Consider the following 21,219-nt stretch of genomic DNA (forward strand, 5'->3'; position numbering starts at 1 on the left):
CCCGCAGCTCGAAAGATCTGCGGGGAGTGCTTTCAGGTTATAGCAATTCATGCGCTTTGGCATAATCAATGAGCTCAATGATAGTCTGGACACCTAATTTTGAATAGATATTCGACTTATGGGCACTAATTGTTTTATTGCTAAGGAGTAATTGCTGGGCAATTTCTTTATTCGATAATCCATTTGCCAGATAACGTAGCACCGTTACCTCTCTGTTCGATAATGGCATGTCATCGATGCCTCCTCTTTGAACACCCAAGTGATTAATAAAGTTCAGTGTGTCCGAAGGGAAGAATGAATATCCCGCCAGCAACATGTCAACGGCATTGTAGATATCTCCCAAATCTTTTCGTTTACTGACAAAACCATTCGCACCGGCACGTATTGCGCGCCCGGCGTAGAAAGACTCGGACTTAGATGATAAAAAAAGAACTTTGATTTTATCATTTAAGTTTTTGATTCTCTTTAAAAAAGAAAATCCATCCGTGCCAGGGAGTTCGATGTCGAGTATCACCAGGTCTACGTGATGATTACGGATATAGTCGAGTACTTGATGGCTGTCTCCGGATTTGAGCTTGATTTCAATATTTTTATTTTTCTGTAGCAGGACTTCTATCGACATTCTAACGATAGGATGCTCGTCCATAATGATAACGGATGCCGGTTTCATTTTTATGCCTCAGATTGTTAGAGCGCTAACGAACTTTGAAAAAGCGCCTGGTAAGCCGGAAGGATAATTCTTAAGATCCTTATACGGGGTATTTCCCTGGAAAGAGCGAAAGCATCCTTGTTTACGTAGTGATAAAAACATTGCCCCAATGTAGAGGTTTAATTTTAATTTGACTGGTAACTAAAGCTATTTCTTATTCATATCTGGAACATTCTTATTATACCGTGTAAGTATTTTCCGAAAAGCCTGTTAATTATCTTAAGTACATTTCTTAATATTATCTTCTGGATATGGAAAGCCTTTATTTCAAATTTGGGGTAAATCGCTGTTAATTTATCATAGTGTGACTTATCATGTTTATGTAATAACAAAAAATAATACATACGCCTGAATGTTAATTTATTGTTTCGATAAGTTAGGGTAAACAGCTGCTTTTCGCCTCTTACAGACGTTCTGCTAAACCACGGTTTACCGCGTGATGCCTTCATTTGAAAGCCCAGAAATAAGATCGACAAAAGCGATGCTGATGACAGGAGAATCTGCTAGTTGCTGAGCTTTGGCGTTTCTGAAAATCGGTGAATCTGTTTGTTTTTACACCATTATCATCTTATTAACGGATTGGTGAAATGTTTAACTTCTGGATGAAGATTCTGCATCGTGAATTTTTTCCAGGATTTAACTTCGCCTGAAACCTGAAATTAGGAATAGTTGTAATCATTAATTAAATGTAAAAATAAAACATAAAATTAACATTCATGCCTAAGTACTTTCCTAAAGATCTTTAGGAATTAAGAGGTTAAAGCGTGATGTTATCGGTTGAAGCCACTAGGCGGTGAAGGAGGTGTATTAATTCCTGGCGGTGATGTAGACCTAACTTATCGACGATCCGACCCACGCGGTAGACAATCCTGCTATAAGGTCTTTGGTGCAGCAAGGCGATGTGTTTAAGAGACTCACCCTGAGACAACTTTTGCAGGATGGCCCACTCATCCCTGGAAAACCAGTCATGACGGTTGGTGTTGCGCGCAGGGGGATCCAGCAGCGCCTGCTGTAAGGTCTTCGCCGAGAGCTGGCGCTCAAATACCTCAAAAGGGCCGGTGGTCTTACAAAAGAGCCGCGTATCGTAGTCATCAGCCCGTATCAGCAGGTTTATCGATGCGAAAGGCGGATACAAAATCAATCGACGCAACGTATCAAGCATCTCCATCAGCGGCGCTGCCCGACTGTCGATATCGATAACTAACTTTGCCGTTGGCCAGTGTTCGAGAGCGCTGATTGCCGGTATCAAGGTATCGTAATCGCAGCAGTTATTCAGGGGCGAGGGGCCACGCTGAAATCCTGTGCGAAGAAAGCTATCGCGCGTGACAAGGATAATAAAAGGAGCATCGGTTTTGCGTGTCTGATTGATGGACTGGCTCAGGTAGACAAGGCGATCAAAAAATGGAGAGTTGAAGTGTGAGTGTGCGAATCCCAGCGAATCACTTCCCGTTCGACGACGCCGATAGCGGCGTACTGTCATGCGCATAGATTCCCTCTCAGGCGACTGTCCTTTTACTCTCCAGGCCAGTCCATGGATGGCCAGTAATATCCCTGACCGAATCCCGCTCCTGCTTGCAGCGCGCATTCCCGATCCCTGTTTGATTCAATGCCTTCGATAAGCACATGATTCGCGATGTGTGAACACAGGTTAACTAACTGCGCCAACGCAGGGGTAGCCCGTAGCCGCCAGAACGCCATTTTATCGATCTTGATCCCGCACAGAGGTAAACGACAGGTTAAAAACTGATGCGCTATTGCTTCGTCAACATCATCCAGCCATATGCGGCAACCGCGATCGGATAAGATTCTTAAATGTCGAACAACGCGTTCGCGTAAGTTCTCGCTAAGTTCGAAGAACGATTCGGGTTCGACAATTTCAATATTCAACTCAGGGGAGAGCATTGGCAGAAGTTGCGAGAAGGATTCCATCCCGGTTAGTACGGTTATCGGCAGATTGATAAAAAGGTCATGGACGTAAAGTGCGTTTTTTAGCGTAGCAAGCTGTGCCTTCAATAACTTAAGCGACTGGCTGGCGGATAAATGCTGGAAGAACTGCTCATTGTCGTGGGGGGCTGAGAGCTGGCTGAGCACCTCCATGCCCACGATGCAGGACGTCGGGAGGGCGACGATAGGTTCAAGTTTGATGCCCACAATTTCATGCGCCACGCCATGCAAGGAGGCGAAATTGTTACGAGGGAGATCTGAGTTTGAAAAGAAAGTCGAGGCGGCCACTTCACTGTCCTGTTTCTTCCGGCCTCCAGGGTGCCGGGATACCATAGACTAGTGTGCTTAACCCGATGACAGGAAAATACCAGGCGTTACTTATTAACCGCTAAGCTTTTTCGCAGTTTTCTAAAGTAAGAGGTGTTACGGACAAATGCCGAAAAAATCAGCGTAATAACCCCCGATCGTCAGCTAACCAATGAGAAGACAGGCAGGGACGCTAAAAGGCATTGACTCACCTGCCATTGACCGTATAATTCCAGGCGCTTCACCATGCAGTGCACATCCCCAGTGCGCCCTTAGCTCAGTTGGATAGAGCAACGGCCTTCTAAGCCGTAGGTCGTAGGTTCGAATCCTACAGGGCGTACCATTTATAATCATGCACTTACGCAAGTTTCAAACCCGCCTGATTTTCCCCTTGTGTCATATTTGTGTCGTGATTGCCAAAAATGGCATCGATTTTCCGTGCGTGCTCGGTTAAATGGTTCGGCGCAAGGTGAGCGTATCGGCGCACCATCTCGATGCTTTCCCATCCTCCCATTTCCTGCAAAACAGAAAGTGGAACGCCGGACTGAATTAACCAGCTTGCCCAGGTATGTCTCAGATCGTGAAACCTGAAATCCTCAATGCCAGCTTTCCCCAGACCAATCTTCCATGCGGTGTTGTCATCAATGCGCATTTTCCTCACCGCCGGTGTCAAAGTCCCATTCGGACGCGTGGCAGCCTTTGTGTGAGCGAACACCCAAACCTTGCTCTTCCCAATCTGATTTCGTAATACCCTGCATGCGGTATCATTCAGAGCCACGCCGATATCAGACCTGCCGAAATGCTCGCCGTGTTGCGAAAAATGGAGCAGCGCGGCGTTCTGGATAAACTCAAGAAAACCCGGCAGGCTTGCCGCCAGATATTCACCTATGCGGTTATTAATGGCAGAGCAGAGAATAATCCCGTCGTGGATCTCGCCAGCACATTAAAGGCACCAAAGCAAAAACATTTCCCACATCTTCTTGCCGATCAAATACCGGGCTTTCTCCGGGCTCTAAGCGAATACAGCGGCAGTTTGGTCACTCGGAATGCTACTCGTTTGATTATGCTCACCGGACTGCGAACTATCGAGTTACGCGCTTCAGGGTGGGCTGATATTGATTTTGAAAAAGGAATCTGGAATATCCCCTCCGAGCGAATGAAAATGCGCAGACCGCATATTATTCCGATCACCAGCCAGGTAAAAAAGCTGCTGGAGGAAGTCCACCAGCTCACCGGGCGCGGGAAATATGTATTCCCCGGACGAAACGATGCAGGCAAGCCAATGAGTGAAGCCAGCATAAATCAGGTGATCAAACGCATCGGCTACGATGGTAAGGCAACAGGCCACGGCTTCCGTCACACCATGAGCACTATTCTGCACGAACAAGGCTATAACACTGCATGGATTGAAACGCAGCTGGCACATGTCGATAAGAACTCTATCCGTGGAACCTACAACCACGCTCAATACCTTGATGGCCGCCGGGAAATGCTCCAGTGGTATGCAGACTATGTGCAGTCTTTGGAAAATGGTGGAAGTGTGGTTCACGGCTCATTCGGTAAAATGGCATGACTGGATGAATAGACAGTAAAAGTAGTTGGTTGTAGACTTCAGTAGACGAATAAAGAATAGGCTATGTCTAGGCTGATCCCCGAAAACCCGTACACCTCTGCGGGCTGGCATAGCCGCCAAAATTAGAGGGCGTGAGGTGGCGAAGTGGGTCTGTTTCAACGAATTCATGAAGAGAAAAATGAACTTATTCATTTTGAAACATTGATTAGTGAGATAGCTAATCAGGAGAAAATCACTTTTTCTGAGGCTTGCGGTGTCATTGCTCGTGAAGCTGAAGAGCATAATAGTGAAGTGCCACTTAGTTTTTATCAACCCTTTTATTTGTATAAATATGATGTTGTTGATGGCTTTATTCGTGACCGGGATTTTTCTATGCAGTCGCTCAGCTTCCTGCGCAGCATGGCGAACGGCGAAGAGTACGAGGAAGAGCCGGGAAATAAAGGTGTATACCGTAGGCTTGATGGAGGGCATGGTTGGAGTGATGGATGGTATCATGGGTTCTATTTTAAAGGTCGGGAATTAGCTACTTCTTTTATTGATGCTGATGTTAAATTACCTCCTTGCCTTGAGAAATTTGAAAGTTATGCAAGAAATAAAATAAAAAGGAATGCGGAAAAACTGGCTGAAAAGTTAAATTCAGCTACTGATAAAAAAGTGTCAGTTGAGACACTACAAGATGAAATCAGACAGATGAAAAATAAAATAGTAGAACTTTCTGCGAAAGTTCCAATTTTGTTAGGAGCTTTTAGAGAAGATGATCCTCTTTTGCTGGCTATCCAGATAAGAAATAGCGAATGGGCTAAGTACGATCCTGATAATGACCGTGCGACCAGAGGTAGCCAAGCCGCGATAACCCAAGAACTGGAAAGCAAAGGGTTTAACAAGCGGCAGGCAGAGGCCATTGAGCTGGTGTCTTGCCCTATCCGACGTTGATTTACCTCCTACCCTCAGGGTTAAAAGGTGCCAAAGCCTATGACCCTCAGGGTGTTTTGGCATTACCCTCAGGGTTAGTTTCTTGCTGAATTGGTGCTTTGCCCCTTCACCTTTAGGGTAAATATGCTCTTTAGCACCATTAAGCCAAAGGGTATGAAAATAAATCGTTTTTCCATGCAATCATTTATCTCGTAAACCACAATAGACGTTACGAGGTAATTATGTCCCAATCTCTTATCCGTTTTTCCGAAGCCCAACGCCGTACTGGTTATAGTAAGGCTTGGCTCTATCGCCTTATGAGTGAGGGGAAATTCCCTGCATCCATCAAAATTGGCTCGCGTTCCATCGCCTTTGTTGAAAGTGAAGTTGACGAGTGGATTGAACAGCGAATTGCAGAAAGCCGTCGATCGGCCTAATTAAGCAGAATCCTCATTCAGTAAATTAGGTTCCGCAAACAATACTTGTGAGAACGATTTGTTGCAGTGCCGGGCGAGTGCTCTACTTCTCCCGGACTAGACAAAGATACGGAGTAACAAAGTGAACACGAAAAATAGTGGCCTTCCCGGTCAGGACTTCGCTCAACCTAAAATCCAGCATGAGAATAATTTTGCCGAAATGATCCCGGTAATTTCCGGTGTTATTGGCCGCCATACCGCTGAGATTGTGAGCGCCAAATCGTTGCATGCGGCGCTGGGTGTAAGGCGCGACTTTACTACCTGGATAAAAAACCGAATTGCTGAATATGGTTTTACTGCAGGGGCCGATTTTGATGTTGTGGAAAATTTGACCTCCCCCAATTTGGTGAGCTCAAAATCGCGAAAACGCTTAGCGCATGACTACCTGATCACCCTGCGTATGGGCAAAGAGCTGTCGATGGTAGAACGCACTGAGCAGGGGCGAGCTATCCGGCACTACTTCATTAAATGTGAGGAAGAGTTACGCAGAAAAGCACCAGGGCAGGCCGCAGCGCTGCGCCGTGAATTGAAAGCCCGTGTTACGGCAGCAAGTTATTTTAAGCCTATGTGCGAGGCACTGGAGGCATACCGTACCGACCTGGGCAAAACTACGCAGCACCACCATTACACCACTGAATCAAACATGCTGGCACGTATCGTGTTGGGCGGTATGACGGCTAAACAGTGGGCAAAGTCGAACGGCCTCGCAGGAGAACCACGCGACCATATGAGCTCGGCGCAGCTGGAACATCTTTCTTACCTTGAGCAAACCAATATCACGTTGATTGAGCTGGCGCAGCCGTACCCACAACGTAAGGCCGAGTTGATCCGCCTTTCTCAGCGTTGGTTAGCTCGTCGTCTGGAGGGGAGCGATGAATAGCGCCCTAACCGCTTCATGGCAGGTAAATGGCATTTATCGCCGTTGTATTCACATCCATAGTTGCGGGAGCATTGAGTGAATTAAGGTTTCAGAATATCCACATGAAAAATAGCATTTTTAGCTTTGGGAATACCGTTGTTCAGGTGTAAAAAAGTGGCAAAACTAACCCACTGAAAGAATAATAAAATGGCTGTTCCCGCATATATCTGGCTCTATAACTCCGCTGGAACCCTGATTCATGGAAGTAGCAACGTTCTGTTGCGTGAGGGTGCTATTGAAATGCAGAGTTTTAACCACGGCGTACACATTCCCTACGATAATACTTTCGGCAAACTCACTGGCACTCGTGTGCATGACCAGCTCAGTTTCACGAAAGAGTTGGACAAGGCCACGCCTTATTTGAATCGTGCAGTCTGCCAGGGGGAAACTCTCCAGCAAGCCATTATCAAATGGTATCGAATTAATGACGCTGGCGTAGAAGAAGAATTTATGCACATCATTTTGAAAAACGTCAAAGTGGTGGCCGTCACGCCAGTAATGCACAATTTTAAAAATACTGGCGGCCAGATGAACAACCCTACGGAATCCATCTCACTGGCTTATGAAAGCATTACATGGCTTTATCTCGACGGGAATATTTCATATACAGACTCATGGAATCAGCGAGTGGTAGCCTGATGATTAGTTGCAGAGTCGATTTTAATCACCTCTATGACGAAGGGCGTGTAGCTCGTCTGGATGTTGGCGGCGTAGGTTCGTTTCCGGTGTTTTCCGGCTTGGGTGATTTAGCTAACAGGCCAGAATGTTCATATATGACGAATGCCACGGTTCCGCCCGGTAGTTACTGGATTGTTGATCGTCCGGCTGGTGGGTTTTACTCCCACACCCAAACCTGGTTTAAACATGCATTCACAGGTAATAACTATTACGACTGGTTTGCGCTGTTCAGAAAGGATGGGCTCGTAGATGACTACATGAATTTTGACGTCGATGCACGCCATCACTACCAGCGCGGCCATTTCCGTTTGCATCCGCCCCGACCAGATGGTTCTGGCATCAGTGAGGGCTGTATAACCTTTTTCCTCTCGCGTGACTTTTACGTTGTACGTGCTGCATTGCTAAAGGCCCACCGTCACCGTATTTTACAGGGGGATAAACTTTGGGCTTATGGTGAAGTGACGGTGATCGGTAATACGTCGGGGAGCTGCGATGTTACGCCCGGCTAAGTGGTCGTTACGCCTCCTGGTGTTTTTGGCGATCACATTTGTCCTGATGCTTTCAGGGATATTCGACCCGCTGGCCGAAAGCCTGAAATATACCGTCACGAACCTGATGAATTACATCCCGACTGAGAAGCTGGAGCCATACCCTGATCGCGTAGAGTATAATTATTTCACGATGTACATCGTGTTTAATGCGTTGGCGGCGGCTGTGGCTGTATTCCTCGGGGAAAAGGTAGTTTGGCTGGTGCGTAATACTTAAAACCGTCAGGCGGCCATCGAGCCGCCTTTGTCCAAAGGCATACATGTCGAAATCTGGTTGTGAAGGGGTAGGAAAATCTCTGGAAGCCATAGCCAGTGTGATGGCCCGCTTGGTCGGATTTTTATACCCGCGAAATTAAAATTTTCATCTGCGCGAAGATCGGGATGGGTTAGCAGCCGGCGGAGCTGGAGACAGGCATTGTCCGTGCTTCGCTGAGTGAAGTGAAACTGGACAGGCCAGAACGTTACAGCACTCTACATCTTTGGTGATGGTGCTTTGATAAAGTACAAAAAATAGCCACATATACAGGTCGCTAAAACATTTGGGGGCATTAATGGGGGCATGTTAAATTGGTTTATTTAAAAATATTGTTATATAACATTGTGTTATTGGTTTTTATCGAATCCTACAGGGCCATTAAGAATCATATAGTTACGCCCGTTTCAAGTCTGCCTGATTTTCCCCTTGTGTCATATCTGTGTCGTGATTGCCAAAAATGGCATCAATTTTCCGTGCGTGCTCGGTTAAATGGTTAGGTGCCAGGTGAGCATATCGACGAACCGTCTCGATGCTTCCCAGCCACCCATTTCCAGCAAAACAGATAGCGGCGTTCTTAAAGGCACATCTCATTCTCTGTTGAAATTCACATTTGTAAGATGAACGATGAAGCTGGCCCGCTACAGCGCGTAATGCGGGCCAAGATCGTCAAAACTCTCGTGATAAGGTGATATATCCGTTGTACCGTACCGAGCATTCATCTTCATTGGCGAACGCTGAGGAAATGAACTCATTACGTTTGCTGTTTTTATCCGTAAACGTATATTTAGCCGTCACGGACAGTACATGCCTATCGTGATACATGCTGTAATAATCGCTCTCAGAAAGCCTGAGATCGGCGGGTTTCTTTAAATCGGCTTGGCTATCGGCAATCGCCATTTTTCTGGCGAAAACATCAGATACTGGCAGCACATCAAGCACTTCCACGGTTGTTTTGCTGTACTGGATGGATGTCAGGTCTATGCCGAGATCGTTCTTTATGCTGGTCAGTAACATACCTTCGACATAATGCCCTGGCGCTGCGCATTCACTACCGGGAGTTGCAGCCATTGCACATACAGGCATTAACACTATAGCTAGCTCATAGCTGCGGATCATCGTACAACCTCCAGTGACGCCCCTGTATCTTTGCTCACAAGAAGGCGGGTCGAATGGCTCATGATGATACAGCCTTCGGAAGCGAATCCGGCAATACCAACACGCTTATCACCGTGCATACGGAAGGTGTGCATATCACGTGCGTAGGAACTACCGCTGATATGTTTCAAGGTAATGGTCAGCGGCCCTTTGCTGGTGCCGGAGCTACCGATCTTCCACATACCGCGAGGGATTGGCCCCATTTCTCGAACATTTTCACGGTCAGGGTTGTTTTTATTAGTGAGAGCGCCGGAGTAACCTGTTTCAATCAGCTTGCCATCTTTGAAGAGCTCGCCAGTGCTTTGCTTATATTTCCAGTTTGCCATGTGTGATTTCCTTATGCAGTTTTACGCTCTTTCCAGCTGTCAGGGTGTTGAATGTTACCATCGACATATTTCCAGGTGATTTTTTCGTAACGCAGGCCAACGTGTTCAATATGACCATGCTTTTTAAACTCAGGATCTTGGATATCAAACATTATTGGCACTATGTGGCACACCTTCACGTTCTCCAGCAATATATTAAAATATTCTTCTTCCATGCCGTTATTGTTGATGCGGTAGTATTTTAATTCAGCCTTTTCCAGCGTGCGGCCGGTTGTCAGGGCGCGATACAAAAGCGGGGATGATGGGTCAATTTCTTTTTCGAAAGTATATGCCTCATGTTGGCGTGTACCGGTAGCTGCACCGGTCATATCGTCTGTGGGAATAAACACGTCGTGCTGCATACCCACCAGCTCTATGCTTCCCTCACGTCCGTTAACATCAACACCGCCTTTAAGTAGCTTCCCGTTCTCCTCGTAAAGCCATAGATAAACTGGTATTGCCATTGTGGTAACTCCGTGTTGGTTTGTAAGATTGAATTAACCATACTCCGGACAGAATAAAGAAAATGTAACGATTGATTGTCAATAATTAACCATAATATGCGTGGGTGATGGTATAGCGTGAACTATTCAAATGGGAGCTGTAAATTCCATGGTGGCAAAAGCACAGGCGCAAAGATCCCATCGGGGAAAAAGCGTTAGCGCTCATAACTGTCGTTATTATCCAGCGTGATGTCAGTAGCCACGATCCGAACGTCGTTAAAAATCAGCCCGTCTACGCCAGAAATTTTACCAAACTCGCTGGCATCGATATCAAGTGAAGAAAGCGTCAACGCCGATATAGGCCGTTCTGGATATCCTTCAATAAATAGCGCACGTGAAAATAGCTGACGGTCTGAACGTTGTGCCGAAATGTTCTCCAGCGTCAGACGACAGACGTCAGTCAGACCTTCATCGCCGTCAACACCTTCTGCCAGCTTACGCCAGTGTGCGGGCTTATCCAGGAGGTTTTCTGTCTGCCCATAACTATACAGCGGAAACCAGTTAAGCTGGATTAACACCGGGAATCGCACGTCGAGAAGGTGCAAATTGCGCACGGTGATATCACGGATAAAACCACCGCGATTTCGAGCAGATTTAATACGGAATCCCACACCGGTGCCATTAAAGCGGTTATGTTCAATTAGCACACGTTCGATGCCCCCTGATGTTTCACTGCCCAGGGTAATGCCAGATCCTTTATTGAGCGTGCAATCACGGATAATGATATCTCTGGCGCCACGTGCATTTTGCTTCGCATCGCGGCCTCGCCCCGCTTTGATACAGATATTGTCGTCGTTACAGGAAACCACACAGCGTTCCACACGCACATGTTCGCAAGAGTCGATATCAATCCCATCGGTGCTCGGCCCCGCAGAGTTACAAATCTGGACACCGTCTACGGATACATTTTCTGAATAACAGAGATGAAGATTCCAGAAACCGGACTCACGACTGGTGAAGTCCTGGAGCGCAATATTCTTGCTTTCATAAACAACGATATTGCGCGGTCGCTGACAGTCGTAGTCCACGACCCAGCGCAGACCTCTGGCACTATAGTCCCCCAACATGCCGCTTTGTTCGTCATCGCCCCAAAAGCGTTGCCACCAGACCAACCCTTGCCCATCAATCGTGCCCGCGCCAGTGATGCTGACATCTTCACAGTTGATAAGGTTAACAATGCCTGCAGGCCATCGCATATCGATCCCAGCCACGCGGGTATCAATCTCAGGGTAATCGGCCAGATTTTGGCTACCGATAAGCTCTGCACCCGCTTCAAGGTGCAAGGTCATGCCGCTTTTAAGAAAAATGGCCCCCGTGAGGAAGCGTCCTGCGGGGATCACCACCGTATCATTACGTTGTGAGTCAGTAATTGCCTGCTGAATAGCGGAAGTTGATAGCCGTTGCGCAGTGGCATCTGCTCCATACGCGCTAATTGAAATAGTGGCCATGTTGCGTCCTTATAATGATAAAAATATGAGTATAAGAACCTGCAGGACGGATAACCTTTATCTCATAGACAATAGAAATACGATCCTGGCAAAAATACACTATCATTTGCAAAAATTTACCTGAGGTAAGAATCGGCTTAATGCGCTTCTCAGTTATCACATTTTTACCATTGTATTAACATGTTGCCTACAACTCATTTATTGTTTGTGAGCCGTTTCATTTTTTCAAATCCATAAATAAGGTAAGGTTTAAGGGTGTTGAAATTAAGTGAGCCGCTATCATGAATAACAAATACAAATTGCACGAATTTCTTGATGTCGATCGCTTGCAAACGCTACAAGATAATTTTAGTAAATCGATGATGATTGCCCTTGTCGTGGTGGACCAGGACGGCGTTCCGGTGACGCGTCCTAGCGGCTTTTCCGATTTTTGCGCACGTTCCAGAATGAATGAGGGGCTCGCGAAGCATTGTTATGACAGCGACAGCGCGGGGGGAGAGGCGGCGATGCGTGCCGGTGAACCGGTGGTCTATCGTTGTTACTGTGGGTTTGTTGAGTTTGCTGTACCGATCCTTGTGAATAATCACTATCTCGGCGCATTTATCTCGGGCCAGGTTAAGGTCGAAGAAGAAAAAGAAAAAAGCATTCCCTATATTCTGGATAACAACAATTTATGGGAAGAGAATCCCTGGCTTATTAATCTGCATCATAATACGCAGCGTATGCCCTACGAGCGTTTTGAATCTACAGCCCACACGTTACTTCATGTCGCTTCATATTTGGTGGACCAGGCGCATGCGAATAATATCCAGCGCGAACTGCGCGCTAAAGATCACGAATTAGCGAATGAGCTACTCAAGCGTGTCGAGATAGAGCGTTCATTACATGATGCAGAATTTAAGGCGCTCTCCTATCAAATTAACCCTCATTTCTTATTTAATGTGCTGAATACCATTGGTCGGCTGGCGTTCCTGGAGGATGCCAGTCGTACCGAAACCATGGTCCATGATTTCTCCGATATGATGCGCTATCTGCTGCGCAAAAGTAACAATGGTCTGATCACCCTCGGCCAGGAAATGAACTACGTTAATTGCTATATGGCTATTCAGAAAGTCAGGATGAATGACCGGTTTGATTATGTCTGTGATATTCCGGTGAAGTATAACGATGTTGTCTGTCCGTTTTTAATTCTTCAGCCGCTGGTTGAGAATTTCTTTAATTATGTAGTAGAACCACGTGAAACCAAGAGTCATATTTTTCTGCGTGCAACCGACGATGGGAAGGATGTGATAATTGAAATTACCGACAACGGCGACGGTATTTCGCGTGATGATATTGAATATATCCTGTCAGGGAACCAGAATCGACAAAAAGGAGGCATTGGCATTAATAATATTAAAAACCGCCTCCAGCTACTCTTTGGGGAAAGTTATGGCTTGCAAATTATTAGCCCCCATAAACCGATGCAGGGCACCACAATAAAACTACGCTTTCCAATGGTGCCTGCCTGAGCCCGGAGTATAAATATGTATAATATTGTTATTGTCGAAGATGAGCACATTGAAAGGGAGTCGCTTAAACGCATTATTTCACGCTGTGTTGAAAACTCTGTCATTCATGAGGCATCGACAGGTAACAAGGCTATCCAGCTGATCGATCAGCTTAACCACATTGATATGATATTCGTTGATATTAATATTCCGCTGCCTAATGGCAACCAGGTTATCGAGTACCTTAAGCAAAAAAATACGGATACCAAAGTGATTGTCACCACTGCCAACGATGATTTTGAAATCGTTCGCCATATGCTGAGCCTGAAAGTGGATGACTATCTCTTAAAACCGGTAAAGCAAAGTATTCTGAACGATACCATTCGCAAGACGCTGCAGGTTGATGAACAGGTCGCTATCGCGACGCGCGATCTGCGAAAGAAGATCGGTGAGATGATAAATACCTGCGATTATCCGCGCTGGAATACCTTTTTATTCAGCGTTCTTGATACGGCCTACGCCGAGCACCCTCAAGGTCATGATCGCTCCAGACATCTCACCGACGTGCTGGAAATCGTTCAGCAGCATCTCGCAAGCCAGGGCGATAGCTATACCGAATGTCGGCATAAGCTTGCCGAGCTGGTGTTAAATATTCGCCAGCAAGGACTGTCGGAAAACCATTACTGGCGGGTACTTAATGCGTTATTAAGCATCAGTGACGCTATTTTCAACCAGTCGTTTAAACTCTCTGGCAGCGGCATGGATTTTGTTGCTCGCGCGCAATTTCATATTGAAAAAAATATTGTCAGTAATTTAACGCTGGATGATATTGCGGCAAAAGTCTTTGTCAGTCCCTGCTATTTGAGCCGTGCCTTCAAGAAAAGTACGGGCATTGGCTTTTCTAGCTATATTACCGGTCGAAAAATCAGTATGGCAAAATCACTGTTGCAGTTCAGTGACTTAAAAGTCAACACGATTGCACTGGAGCTATCCTGGCAGGATGCGAACTATTTCTGCCGGATCTTCAAAAAAGAAACGGGGATTGCCCCTTCGGATTTCCGCAAGACAATCTCACCCGATATCTGTTAATGCCGCAGGGGATTTTTTGCGCTTACGCCCAACGCGAGCGCAAAAAAGTCCGCGTTCTCAGCAATATAGTGTACTGCTCCAAATAGCGACTCCCACTAAGATAAAAGACTCCCATCACTAAGTGGCCCTGCCGTGGATGATTATCTTTTTACCTCTGAATCGGTTGCTGAAGGGCACCCGGACAAAATGGCAGACCAAATATCGGATGCCATTCTCGATGCTTATCTGCTGAAAGATCCCTGGGCAAAAGTCGCCTGCGAATGTCTGATTAAAACCGGTGCGGTCATACTGGCCGGAGAAATAACCTCCATTGCAAATGTCGATATCGAGTCAATTGTACGGGCCACGGTTAAATCTATCGGTTACGACCACTCCTCAAAGGGTTTTGACGGTGCAACCTGCGCCGTTATCAATATGTTGGGCAGGCAGTCTGTCGATATTGCGAAGGGAATACGCGCCAGCGATCCGACCACGCTCGGCGCGGGCGATCAGGGCATTACCTTCGGATATGCCTGCAATGAAACCCCCCAGCTCATGCCCGCTGCTTTGTTGTACGCGCATCGATTAATGGAGCGCCACGCGATGCTGCGTAAAACCCGCAAGCTTGACGGCTTACTGCCTGATGCCAAAAGTCAGGTGACGTTGCGCTATCGCGATGGCCAAATCATTAATGCCGATACCATTGTGATTTCCACCCAGCACCGTGCGGATATCTCGCTCATCACACTGCGGGAGGCGGTGATTGAGGAGATAGTCAAGCCAGTGATTCCCTCGCGTTGGCTGACGCCAGACACTCGGTTATTGATTAACCCCGCCGGTGAGTTTGTTCACGGTGGCCCGGCGGCAGATTGCGGTTTAACCGGGCGGAAGATCATCGTGGATACCTACGGCGGCGCGGCGTGCCATGGCGGTGGTGCTTTTTCGGGTAAAGATCCTTCAAAAGTCGATCGCTCGGCAGCTTACGCGGCACGTTACGTGGCAAAGAATATTGTTGCGGCAGGGCTGGCAACGCGTTGCGAAGTTCAGCTGGCCTGGGCTATTGGGCTTTCGCGCCCGGTGTCGCTGCGTATTGAGATGTTTGGCACGGCGCGTCTGGCGTCAACAGTGCTGACACAGCTGGTTGAAGACCATTTTGACCTCAGTGTTTATGGAATCATCAGGCAGCTCGACCTACTTGCACCTCGCTATCGCCAGACGGCATGTTACGGCCACTTTGGTCGGGAAATATTTCCATGGGAACTCACCGACAAGGCCGCGCTGCTGCGTGATGCAGCAGCCTTTGCGGTACGTATTCCTGTGGAGACTCACTGAATTGAAATAACAGGAGAAAGTTATGTCCGGGCAAAGTTTAGGCTTAATAGAAACCGTTGGCTTAGCGGTGGCAATCGAGGCCGCAGATGCCGCCATGAAATCCGCAAACGTCGAACTGGTCGGCTATGAATTGACCAAGGGCGGGGGGCTGGTGACCGTAAAGTTGGCGGGAGAAGTGGGGGCCATGAACGCCGCAGTGGCGGCAGGTGTAGCGGCCGCAGGCCGGATCGGAAACGTCTATGCCTGGAAGGTGATAGCGCGTACGGCGACCGGTATTGATAACCTGATTGCCTCCCGGGAAACCTATGGCGTACCGTCTTTGCAACAGACTTCACCTCAGACCGAGGTTGCACCATTAGCCGTGGAGCCGGAGCCTGAAGCGATGACCATCCCTGTCGTTACGGTTGAAGATGACATACAGGAAGAGGAAAAACCGTTACGGGTGCGGGGCAAAAATTCGCGTAGATAGTTTTTCGAGGCAAACAGGAGCCACCTTCGGGTGGCTTTTTGACGTTCCTACCTGCAAAAAAATCCGCCTCCCGATTACGGTGAGACGGACTGTATTAGTGGCAATGCGTCAGATAGAAGGTGTCTTCGTTGCGTTGGCGGCTTTCACCGCAGGCAGGTTGCGAACGATGCAATAGCGGTAAATCCCTGCACCCAGAAGCCCGCCGATAATCGGCGCAATGAGCGGCACGATAAAGTAAGGGATATCTCTGGCGCCGGTCATGGAAATTTTCCCCCACCCAGCAAAGAACGTGAAGAGTTTCGGTCCGAAGTCACGCGCAGGATTCATTGCGAACCCGGTTAGCGGTGCTGTAGATGCGCCAATCACCGCCACCAGAATCCCAATTAAAAGCGGTGCCAGCGGCCCTTTCGGTACGCCGTTACCATCATCCGTCAGCGCCATAATCAGCCCCATCAGAATCGAGGTAATGACGATTTCCACGAGTGCGGCCAACCCTACGCTGATGGATGATGCCGGGTAGGTGGAGAAAATACTGGCAAGGTACAGGCTATCCTCGCTTCCACGTACCATCTGATGGGCCAGTTCGTACTCGGCAAAAAGATTGTGATACAGCATGTAGGTGAGTGCCGCCCCACAAAACGCACCGGCCATCTGCGCCAGAATGTACGGCAGCACTTTTTTGGCACTAAAAGAGGCGAACATCCATAACGAAATCGTCACCGCCGGGTTGAGATGGGCACCTGAAATACCGGATGTCAGATATACCGCGAGGGCGATGCCTAGCCCCCATACCAGACAAATTTCCCACAGACCGAAACTGGCACCTGCCAGTTTTGCGGCGCATAACACGCTAGTACCGAAAAATATAAATAATCCGGTACCCAGAAACTCGGCAATGCAGGGGCCTTTTACTGAATCAAGAGTGTTACTCATAATGGTTTCCTGTATTAAGTGATGCAGGGACTCATCACTTAATGAATGTTGAGTACGAGAGGATAATAATAAGTAAAATTACATCAAGGTTATGGCTGCTCATTAACCGCCGATATGGCAATGGAAACCCATCGATTCTACGATTTTCTTCAGGCTTTCCATTTTTTCTTCCGGGTGAGACTGAACGTCATCCAGTGGGTAGATTCGTCCTAACAGGCTGTATTTATTCTCTCCGAAAGTGTGATAAGGCAATAAATGGATGGTATCGACGCCGGACATGAGTTTGGCAAATTCAGCGATACTACGAATTTCATCGGGATTGTCATTAACTCCGGGAATAACTGGAATACGGACAATTACTTTGGTAATAAAAGAGATGCGAATCAGGTTTTCCAGAATGCGGCTGTTATTCACGCCGGTATTCTCTTCATGAATAGCGGGGTTAATCGCTTTAATATCGGTTAACGCCAAATCGATCCACGGGAACACCTCCTCGATCACCTCTTTGGTAGCGAATCCGGTGGTTTCGATGGCGGTATGCCAGCCTTTCGATTTACAGGCTTTCAGCAGTTCTCTGGCGAACTCTGGCTGCGCCAGCGGCTCTCCACCCGAGAGCGTCACGCCACCACCAGACCGACGGAACAGATTCTCTTCTTTCTGTAGTTCACGAATGATTTCGCTAACCGCCATCCGTTTTCCTTTCATCTCTAACGCTTGTGTCGGGCAAACGCGGGTGCAATCACCGCACTGAATGCAGCGTTCACGATCGATAAAAAAAGGATTGCTGGTGGACAATGCCTGCTGCTTGCAGACATCAATACATTTTCCGCAGCGAATACAGTCGTTCTTTTTATAGATAAGCTCGGGCTGCGGGCGCTGTGATTCTGGATTACTGCACCATTTACAGGCTAGCGGGCAGCCTTTGAAAAACGCAATGGTGCGGATCCCTGGGCCATCGTGCAGGGAATAGCGCTGAATATTGAATAAAACGCCTTCCGTATCGTATTCGACTCTATTCATAACATCACTCGTCATAAAAAAGCGGCCGTCAGGCTATCAACGTGTCGACCGTCAAAATCGGGTCTGAAAATGGGCCATGCAACCTGGCATGGCCCAACAGGGAAGCGCAAAATCAGAATTGCTGCTCGGTACGGCTGATAATGTCATCCTGAACTTCTTTGGCCAGCACCACGAACTGGGCGCTGTATCCTGCCACTCGCACGACAAGATCCTGGTGCTGCTGCGGGTTTTTCTGAGCTTCAATCAGGGTGTTACGATCGATAACGTTAAATTGAACGTGCATCCCTTTCTTATCGAAGTAGTTACGAACCAGGCCACCAAAGTGATGTAACCCCTTTTCCCCGGCCAGAGACGACGGCAGGAATTTCTGGTTATACAGCGTGCCGTTGGAGGCAATGAAGTGGTCAAGTTTGGCAACAGAGTTCGCCGCAGCGGTTGGGCCAAGGGTATCTTTGCCCTGACGAGGGGAAACGCCGTCTGCCAGCGGTTCTTTCGCCAGACGGCCATCGGGCAGGGCGCTGACATCTTTACCAAACAGAACGTTGGCTGAAACCGGGTAAATCCCCGCCTGGAAGCGGCCACCGCGTGGGTTGGTATATTTCTCCACTTCCTGGCAGTAAATCAGCGCGCATTCCCGGGCAACCAGGTCAACGTCGTCGATGTCATTACCAAAGCACGGCGTGTTTTCCAGAATATGGCGAATTTCTTCGAACCGAGAATTACCGGTGGCTGGCGCAGCATGGGTGCTGGAAAGCTGGCGATAGACTTCGTTTTTAATCGCAGCCGGATTCAGTGAACCGTGCTCGTCGATAATGCGTTTAACCACTTCATAAATTTCCTGCTCGCCCAGAGAGGATTTCGCCGATGCCGCGTGCGGGTTACCCCCCACAGGATGACCAAAGTTCGCATCAAGAGCGCTTTTCAGCTCTTGCAGCGTCAGTCGACGATCTTCGAAGACTTGTTTTTGGATGGCGTAGACGGAATCTCCGGTATCGGCAATCCCAAAGGCCTGCGGGCCGGTGAAGTTGTAAATGGCTCCGCCTTCCTGAAGCGATTTACCACGACCAATACAATCATCCACCATGGCGGACAGGAACGGCAGAGGACAGCGTTCTCCGTGAGCAATGTCCACGCTGTTACACGCTTCTACCAGCTGATGTACAAAGTGCGCCATCTGTTTTTTGAAGGCGGTAAAGAAATCATCGATACCGGTATACTGCGTCAATTCACCGGTAATGGGCCCCAGCTGTTTGGTGCCTGAACGACCATTGTTCAGGGTAATTTCCAGTACTTTGGCTACGTTGAAGAAGGCCGCGTCATGCCACCCTTCTGTGCGATGGGGTGCCTGCGGCTCCACGCAGCCGATAATGCAGTAATCGCGTGCATCACGCAGCGATACGCCACGGTTTTGCAGGGCCGGAATGATCACCTCATCGTTGTACATGGCCGGCACGCCGAGCCCCAGACGAACCAGCTCGCATGCGCGGAACAGGAATTCATCCGGTGTGCCCTGCCAGACGCGAATCGAGAAAGAGGGTTGCGGCAACCGCACATGGGCGGTGGCTTCCATACACATATAGGTCAGCGCGTTAGTCGCATCGCGACCGTCTTCCGTTTGCCCCCCGACACACAGGTTCTGGAATACCGCGTAACCGGCAAAGGCCTGGGCAGATACTTCATCGCGCGTTTTGTTGATGTCGTTAAGTTTTATCCAGCAGCAGTCAACCAGCTCCTGAGCAAATTCCTTGCTGATGGATTGATCTCCGGCCAGGTACGGATACATGTACTGGTCGTAACGGCCAGGGGAGATGGAGTGACCGCTGGATTCAATCTGCAACATGCTCTGAACAAACCAGAATGTCTGGCAAGCTTCCCAGAAGGTGGTTGCGCCGTATTCCGGTACGCGGGTGCAGTTTTTTGCGATTTGCTCCAGTTCGCGTTGACGTGCCGGGTCACGCTCTTCTCGGGCAAGGCGGGTGGCCTCCTGAGCATAGCGGTGAGCAAAGCCAATTGCCGCCTGGTAGCTCAGAATCACGGCGTGATAAAACTGTTCTTTTTTGATGTAATCCGGCGAGCTGCGGTCAAGATTTTCCAGCTCTCGGGTGACTTCGTTAATGATGCCACGAAAACCGATTTTCAGAATTTTGCCGTAATCAACGCTGACGTGCCCCACGCCGCCATAGAAGTAGTTTCCAACGGTGAATACGCCGTTGCTCATGCTTTCTTTGGTTTCAGCAGACATATAAGACGCCGCCAGGGAACTGGTGGTCTTACCGGGCCAATATTTAAAGGCTTCGTGCAGTTCTGATGCGGTCTGTTTAGGGATAATAAACGGATCGGCAACACGCTGCGCCATGGTATCAAATTCTTTTTCGACCCATTCATAAGAGAACTCAGGGCAAATTTCGGTCGAACGTGGATTAATGGTAACCGCACCGACAATTAATTCGTCAGGGCGAATCGTTACCGGTAATTCATTAAAAATTTTCTCCACGACTTTTGCGCGGCGCATAATAGCAGGTAAGTGTTCGTTTTCTTTATAAGCCTCGGTCGCCAGCACGGCTCGTTCTGATTCTACGTAAGGTTTAGCGTGCAGAATCATATTTTTGAGTCTTACAACACGATCGGTCGGATGAGTAAAGCCTTTCTCTAACATACAATAACTCCCGAAATGATATGAGCATGGTGATAACACCACACCTGAATGGTTTAACCTCACTTCCTGTATCGCTTCATCGTCAGCGGCATTAACCCAAATATCGCCTGTCATCTCGATATCGGGCTGAATGGTGAAATAGCCCGTCCTCAGAACGTACTATTATCATCCTCAATAACGTGCATGGCTTCATTCACGGCGGCGACTTCACCGAATATGGCCAATGTCGTGATGTGCTGCGGACAACTCCCAAAGATTTCCGACACCGCGACATGCGCGCTTTTACTGGCCCGATCGGCGTAAAAGTACAAGTCCGGTACGGGGAGCATGATCAACCCGATGGCATCAATGCGGATTGTATCCAGTCGGTTGCGTGACTCGGATGGCATACGGCGTTTGATCATCGCCAGCGTTTCCGGTGTCGGTGCGTTGATAATGCGTTTTTTCATCAAGGGTTTA

The 21,219-nt window shown here is 48.1% G+C and carries 21 protein-coding genes, 1 tRNA gene and 4 pseudogenes; 13 read left to right on the forward strand and 13 right to left on the reverse strand.

From position 1 onward, the window contains the following. Positions 1 to 37 precede the first annotated feature (37 nt). The 3 genes from fimZ to AC6EMZ_RS01050 form a co-directional block, all read right to left on the reverse strand. Positions 38 to 670: a fimbria biosynthesis transcriptional regulator FimZ gene (gene fimZ / locus AC6EMZ_RS01040; protein ID WP_498400528.1), complete on the reverse strand. Its 633-nt coding sequence runs from the start codon at positions 668 to 670 to the stop codon at positions 38 to 40. Between the two features lie 796 nt (positions 671 to 1,466). Next, entirely contained in the window at positions 1,467 to 2,195 is a 729-nt protein-coding gene (locus AC6EMZ_RS01045; RefSeq protein WP_498400529.1) for a helix-turn-helix transcriptional regulator, read from the reverse strand. 26 nt (positions 2,196 to 2,221) lie between these two features. Then, a complete protein-coding gene (locus AC6EMZ_RS01050; RefSeq protein WP_498401451.1) occupies positions 2,222 to 2,884 on the reverse strand; it encodes an EAL domain-containing protein in 663 nt (220 codons plus the stop codon). A 341-nt stretch (positions 2,885 to 3,225) separates the two neighbouring features. Between AC6EMZ_RS01050 and AC6EMZ_RS01055 the strand changes: the two genes are divergently transcribed. Then, positions 3,226 to 3,302 (forward strand) — tRNA-Arg (locus AC6EMZ_RS01055). A gap of 15 nt (positions 3,303 to 3,317) precedes the next feature. On the opposite strand, the pseudogene AC6EMZ_RS01060 reads toward AC6EMZ_RS01055, so the two are convergent. Next, positions 3,318 to 3,743, reverse strand: a pseudogene (locus tag AC6EMZ_RS01060) (tyrosine-type recombinase/integrase); the annotation flags it as partial. Here AC6EMZ_RS01060 and AC6EMZ_RS01065 point away from each other — a divergent pair. From AC6EMZ_RS01065 to AC6EMZ_RS01095, 7 genes and pseudogenes are all read left to right on the forward strand, one after another. Continuing rightward, a pseudogene (locus tag AC6EMZ_RS01065) lies at positions 3,741 to 4,532 on the forward strand (tyrosine-type recombinase/integrase); the annotation flags it as partial. The pseudogenes AC6EMZ_RS01060 and AC6EMZ_RS01065 sit on opposite strands and share 3 nt — an antisense overlap. A 144-nt stretch (positions 4,533 to 4,676) precedes the next feature. Beyond that, positions 4,677 to 5,465 carry a hypothetical protein gene (locus AC6EMZ_RS01070; RefSeq protein ID WP_498400531.1) on the forward strand — a complete coding sequence of 263 codons (789 nt, stop codon included), beginning with the start codon at positions 4,677 to 4,679 and terminating at the stop codon, positions 5,463 to 5,465. 221 nt (positions 5,466 to 5,686) lie between these two features. Further along, a complete protein-coding gene (locus AC6EMZ_RS01075) occupies positions 5,687 to 5,881 on the forward strand; it encodes a helix-turn-helix transcriptional regulator (RefSeq protein ID WP_498400532.1) in 195 nt (64 codons plus the stop codon). A gap of 121 nt (positions 5,882 to 6,002) precedes the next feature. Continuing rightward, complete coding sequence (locus AC6EMZ_RS01080; protein WP_498400533.1) at positions 6,003 to 6,800, forward strand: antA/AntB antirepressor family protein; 798 nt, start codon at positions 6,003 to 6,005, stop codon at positions 6,798 to 6,800. A gap of 186 nt (positions 6,801 to 6,986) precedes the next feature. After that, positions 6,987 to 7,478: an Hcp family type VI secretion system effector gene (locus AC6EMZ_RS01085; protein ID WP_498400535.1), complete on the forward strand. Its 492-nt coding sequence runs from the start codon at positions 6,987 to 6,989 to the stop codon at positions 7,476 to 7,478. Beyond that, entirely contained in the window at positions 7,478 to 8,026 is a 549-nt protein-coding gene (locus AC6EMZ_RS01090; RefSeq protein WP_498400536.1) for a DUF2778 domain-containing protein, read from the forward strand. The genes AC6EMZ_RS01085 and AC6EMZ_RS01090 overlap by 1 nt, the downstream gene beginning before the upstream one ends. Further along, on the forward strand, positions 8,010 to 8,282 hold the full coding sequence (locus AC6EMZ_RS01095; RefSeq protein ID WP_498400537.1) for a hypothetical protein: 273 nt from the start codon (positions 8,010 to 8,012) through the stop codon (positions 8,280 to 8,282). The genes AC6EMZ_RS01090 and AC6EMZ_RS01095 overlap by 17 nt, the downstream gene beginning before the upstream one ends. 432 nt (positions 8,283 to 8,714) lie before the next feature. On the opposite strand, the pseudogene AC6EMZ_RS01100 reads toward AC6EMZ_RS01095, so the two are convergent. The 4 genes and pseudogenes from AC6EMZ_RS01100 to AC6EMZ_RS01115 all read right to left on the reverse strand — a co-directional run. After that, positions 8,715 to 8,890: pseudogene (locus AC6EMZ_RS01100) on the reverse strand (integrase); the annotation flags it as partial. 97 nt (positions 8,891 to 8,987) lie between these two features. Further along, complete coding sequence (locus AC6EMZ_RS01105) at positions 8,988 to 9,437, reverse strand: Shiga toxin A subunit (protein WP_498400538.1); 450 nt, start codon at positions 9,435 to 9,437, stop codon at positions 8,988 to 8,990. Beyond that, a complete protein-coding gene (locus AC6EMZ_RS01110; RefSeq protein WP_498400539.1) occupies positions 9,434 to 9,802 on the reverse strand; it encodes a tlde1 domain-containing protein in 369 nt (122 codons plus the stop codon). Before AC6EMZ_RS01110 ends, AC6EMZ_RS01105 begins: the two co-directional genes overlap by 4 nt. 11 nt (positions 9,803 to 9,813) lie before the next feature. Further along, positions 9,814 to 10,305 carry an Hcp family type VI secretion system effector gene (locus AC6EMZ_RS01115; RefSeq protein WP_498400540.1) on the reverse strand — a complete coding sequence of 164 codons (492 nt, stop codon included), beginning with the start codon at positions 10,303 to 10,305 and terminating at the stop codon, positions 9,814 to 9,816. Between the two features lie 117 nt (positions 10,306 to 10,422). Between AC6EMZ_RS01115 and AC6EMZ_RS01120 the strand changes: the two genes are divergently transcribed. Then, on the forward strand, positions 10,423 to 10,503 hold the full coding sequence (locus AC6EMZ_RS01120; protein WP_498401452.1) for an HGGxSTG domain-containing protein: 81 nt from the start codon (positions 10,423 to 10,425) through the stop codon (positions 10,501 to 10,503). Here the strand turns inward: AC6EMZ_RS01120 and AC6EMZ_RS01125 are convergent. Beyond that, positions 10,500 to 11,792, reverse strand: coding sequence for a glycoside hydrolase family 28 protein (locus tag AC6EMZ_RS01125; RefSeq protein ID WP_498400541.1), 1,293 nt, complete (start codon positions 11,790 to 11,792; stop codon positions 10,500 to 10,502). The two genes, AC6EMZ_RS01120 and AC6EMZ_RS01125, sit on opposite strands and share 4 nt — an antisense overlap. A gap of 281 nt (positions 11,793 to 12,073) precedes the next feature. Here AC6EMZ_RS01125 and AC6EMZ_RS01130 point away from each other — a divergent pair, with 281 nt between their 5' ends. From AC6EMZ_RS01130 to AC6EMZ_RS01145, 4 genes and pseudogenes are all read left to right on the forward strand, one after another. Next, entirely contained in the window at positions 12,074 to 13,303 is a 1,230-nt protein-coding gene (locus AC6EMZ_RS01130) for a sensor histidine kinase (protein ID WP_498400542.1), read from the forward strand. Positions 13,304 to 13,318: 15 nt separating this feature from the next. Continuing rightward, on the forward strand, positions 13,319 to 14,371 hold the full coding sequence (locus tag AC6EMZ_RS01135; RefSeq protein WP_498400543.1) for a response regulator: 1,053 nt from the start codon (positions 13,319 to 13,321) through the stop codon (positions 14,369 to 14,371). A 132-nt stretch (positions 14,372 to 14,503) separates the two neighbouring features. Next, on the forward strand, positions 14,504 to 15,682 hold the full coding sequence (gene metK, locus AC6EMZ_RS01140; RefSeq protein ID WP_498400544.1) for a methionine adenosyltransferase: 1,179 nt from the start codon (positions 14,504 to 14,506) through the stop codon (positions 15,680 to 15,682). Positions 15,683 to 15,704: 22 nt separating this feature from the next. Continuing rightward, positions 15,705 to 15,968 (forward strand): annotated as a pseudogene (locus tag AC6EMZ_RS01145) (BMC domain-containing protein); the annotation flags it as partial. A gap of 291 nt (positions 15,969 to 16,259) precedes the next feature. Here the strand turns inward: AC6EMZ_RS01145 and AC6EMZ_RS01150 are convergent. The 4 genes from AC6EMZ_RS01150 to AC6EMZ_RS01165 form a co-directional block, all read right to left on the reverse strand. Continuing rightward, the gene (locus AC6EMZ_RS01150) at positions 16,260 to 17,084 is read right to left on the reverse strand and encodes an MIP/aquaporin family protein (RefSeq protein WP_498400545.1); all 825 of its coding nucleotides are present in this window, start codon (positions 17,082 to 17,084) and stop codon (positions 16,260 to 16,262) included. Positions 17,085 to 17,186: 102 nt separating this feature from the next. Continuing rightward, positions 17,187 to 18,104 (reverse strand): glycyl-radical enzyme activating protein, encoded by a 918-nt coding sequence (locus AC6EMZ_RS01155; RefSeq protein WP_498400546.1) that lies wholly within the window; start codon positions 18,102 to 18,104, stop codon positions 17,187 to 17,189. A gap of 112 nt (positions 18,105 to 18,216) precedes the next feature. Continuing rightward, complete coding sequence (grpM, locus tag AC6EMZ_RS01160) at positions 18,217 to 20,760, reverse strand: glycyl radical diol dehydratase GrpM (RefSeq protein WP_498400548.1); 2,544 nt, start codon at positions 20,758 to 20,760, stop codon at positions 18,217 to 18,219. A gap of 149 nt (positions 20,761 to 20,909) precedes the next feature. Beyond that, positions 20,910 to 21,209, reverse strand: coding sequence for a BMC domain-containing protein (locus AC6EMZ_RS01165; RefSeq protein WP_498400549.1), 300 nt, complete (start codon positions 21,207 to 21,209; stop codon positions 20,910 to 20,912). Between the last annotated feature and the right edge of the window lie 10 nt (positions 21,210 to 21,219).

The sequence above is a fragment of the Enterobacter sp. SCRI0065 genome (assembly GCF_059766475.1).

Coding starts and splice junctions, on each gene's coding strand:
- AC6EMZ_RS01125 (WP_498400541.1), bottom strand. CDS start 11,792: ATGGCCACTATTTCAATTAGCGCGTATGGAGCAGATGCCACTGCGCAA.
- AC6EMZ_RS01085 (WP_498400535.1), top strand. CDS start 6,987: ATGGCTGTTCCCGCATATATCTGGCTCTATAACTCCGCTGGAACCCTG.
- AC6EMZ_RS01075 (WP_498400532.1), top strand. CDS start 5,687: ATGTCCCAATCTCTTATCCGTTTTTCCGAAGCCCAACGCCGTACTGGT.
- AC6EMZ_RS01165 (WP_498400549.1), bottom strand. CDS start 21,209: ATGAAAAAACGCATTATCAACGCACCGACACCGGAAACGCTGGCGATG.
- AC6EMZ_RS01095 (WP_498400537.1), top strand. CDS start 8,010: ATGTTACGCCCGGCTAAGTGGTCGTTACGCCTCCTGGTGTTTTTGGCG.
- grpM (WP_498400548.1), bottom strand. CDS start 20,760: ATGTTAGAGAAAGGCTTTACTCATCCGACCGATCGTGTTGTAAGACTC.
- AC6EMZ_RS01105 (WP_498400538.1), bottom strand. CDS start 9,437: ATGATCCGCAGCTATGAGCTAGCTATAGTGTTAATGCCTGTATGTGCA.
- AC6EMZ_RS01045 (WP_498400529.1), bottom strand. CDS start 2,195: ATGCGCATGACAGTACGCCGCTATCGGCGTCGTCGAACGGGAAGTGAT.
- AC6EMZ_RS01115 (WP_498400540.1), bottom strand. CDS start 10,305: ATGGCAATACCAGTTTATCTATGGCTTTACGAGGAGAACGGGAAGCTA.
- fimZ (WP_498400528.1), bottom strand. CDS start 670: ATGAAACCGGCATCCGTTATCATTATGGACGAGCATCCTATCGTTAGA.
- AC6EMZ_RS01130 (WP_498400542.1), top strand. CDS start 12,074: ATGAATAACAAATACAAATTGCACGAATTTCTTGATGTCGATCGCTTG.
- AC6EMZ_RS01150 (WP_498400545.1), bottom strand. CDS start 17,084: ATGAGTAACACTCTTGATTCAGTAAAAGGCCCCTGCATTGCCGAGTTT.
- AC6EMZ_RS01090 (WP_498400536.1), top strand. CDS start 7,478: ATGATTAGTTGCAGAGTCGATTTTAATCACCTCTATGACGAAGGGCGT.
- AC6EMZ_RS01155 (WP_498400546.1), bottom strand. CDS start 18,104: ATGAATAGAGTCGAATACGATACGGAAGGCGTTTTATTCAATATTCAG.
- AC6EMZ_RS01110 (WP_498400539.1), bottom strand. CDS start 9,802: ATGGCAAACTGGAAATATAAGCAAAGCACTGGCGAGCTCTTCAAAGAT.
- AC6EMZ_RS01135 (WP_498400543.1), top strand. CDS start 13,319: ATGTATAATATTGTTATTGTCGAAGATGAGCACATTGAAAGGGAGTCG.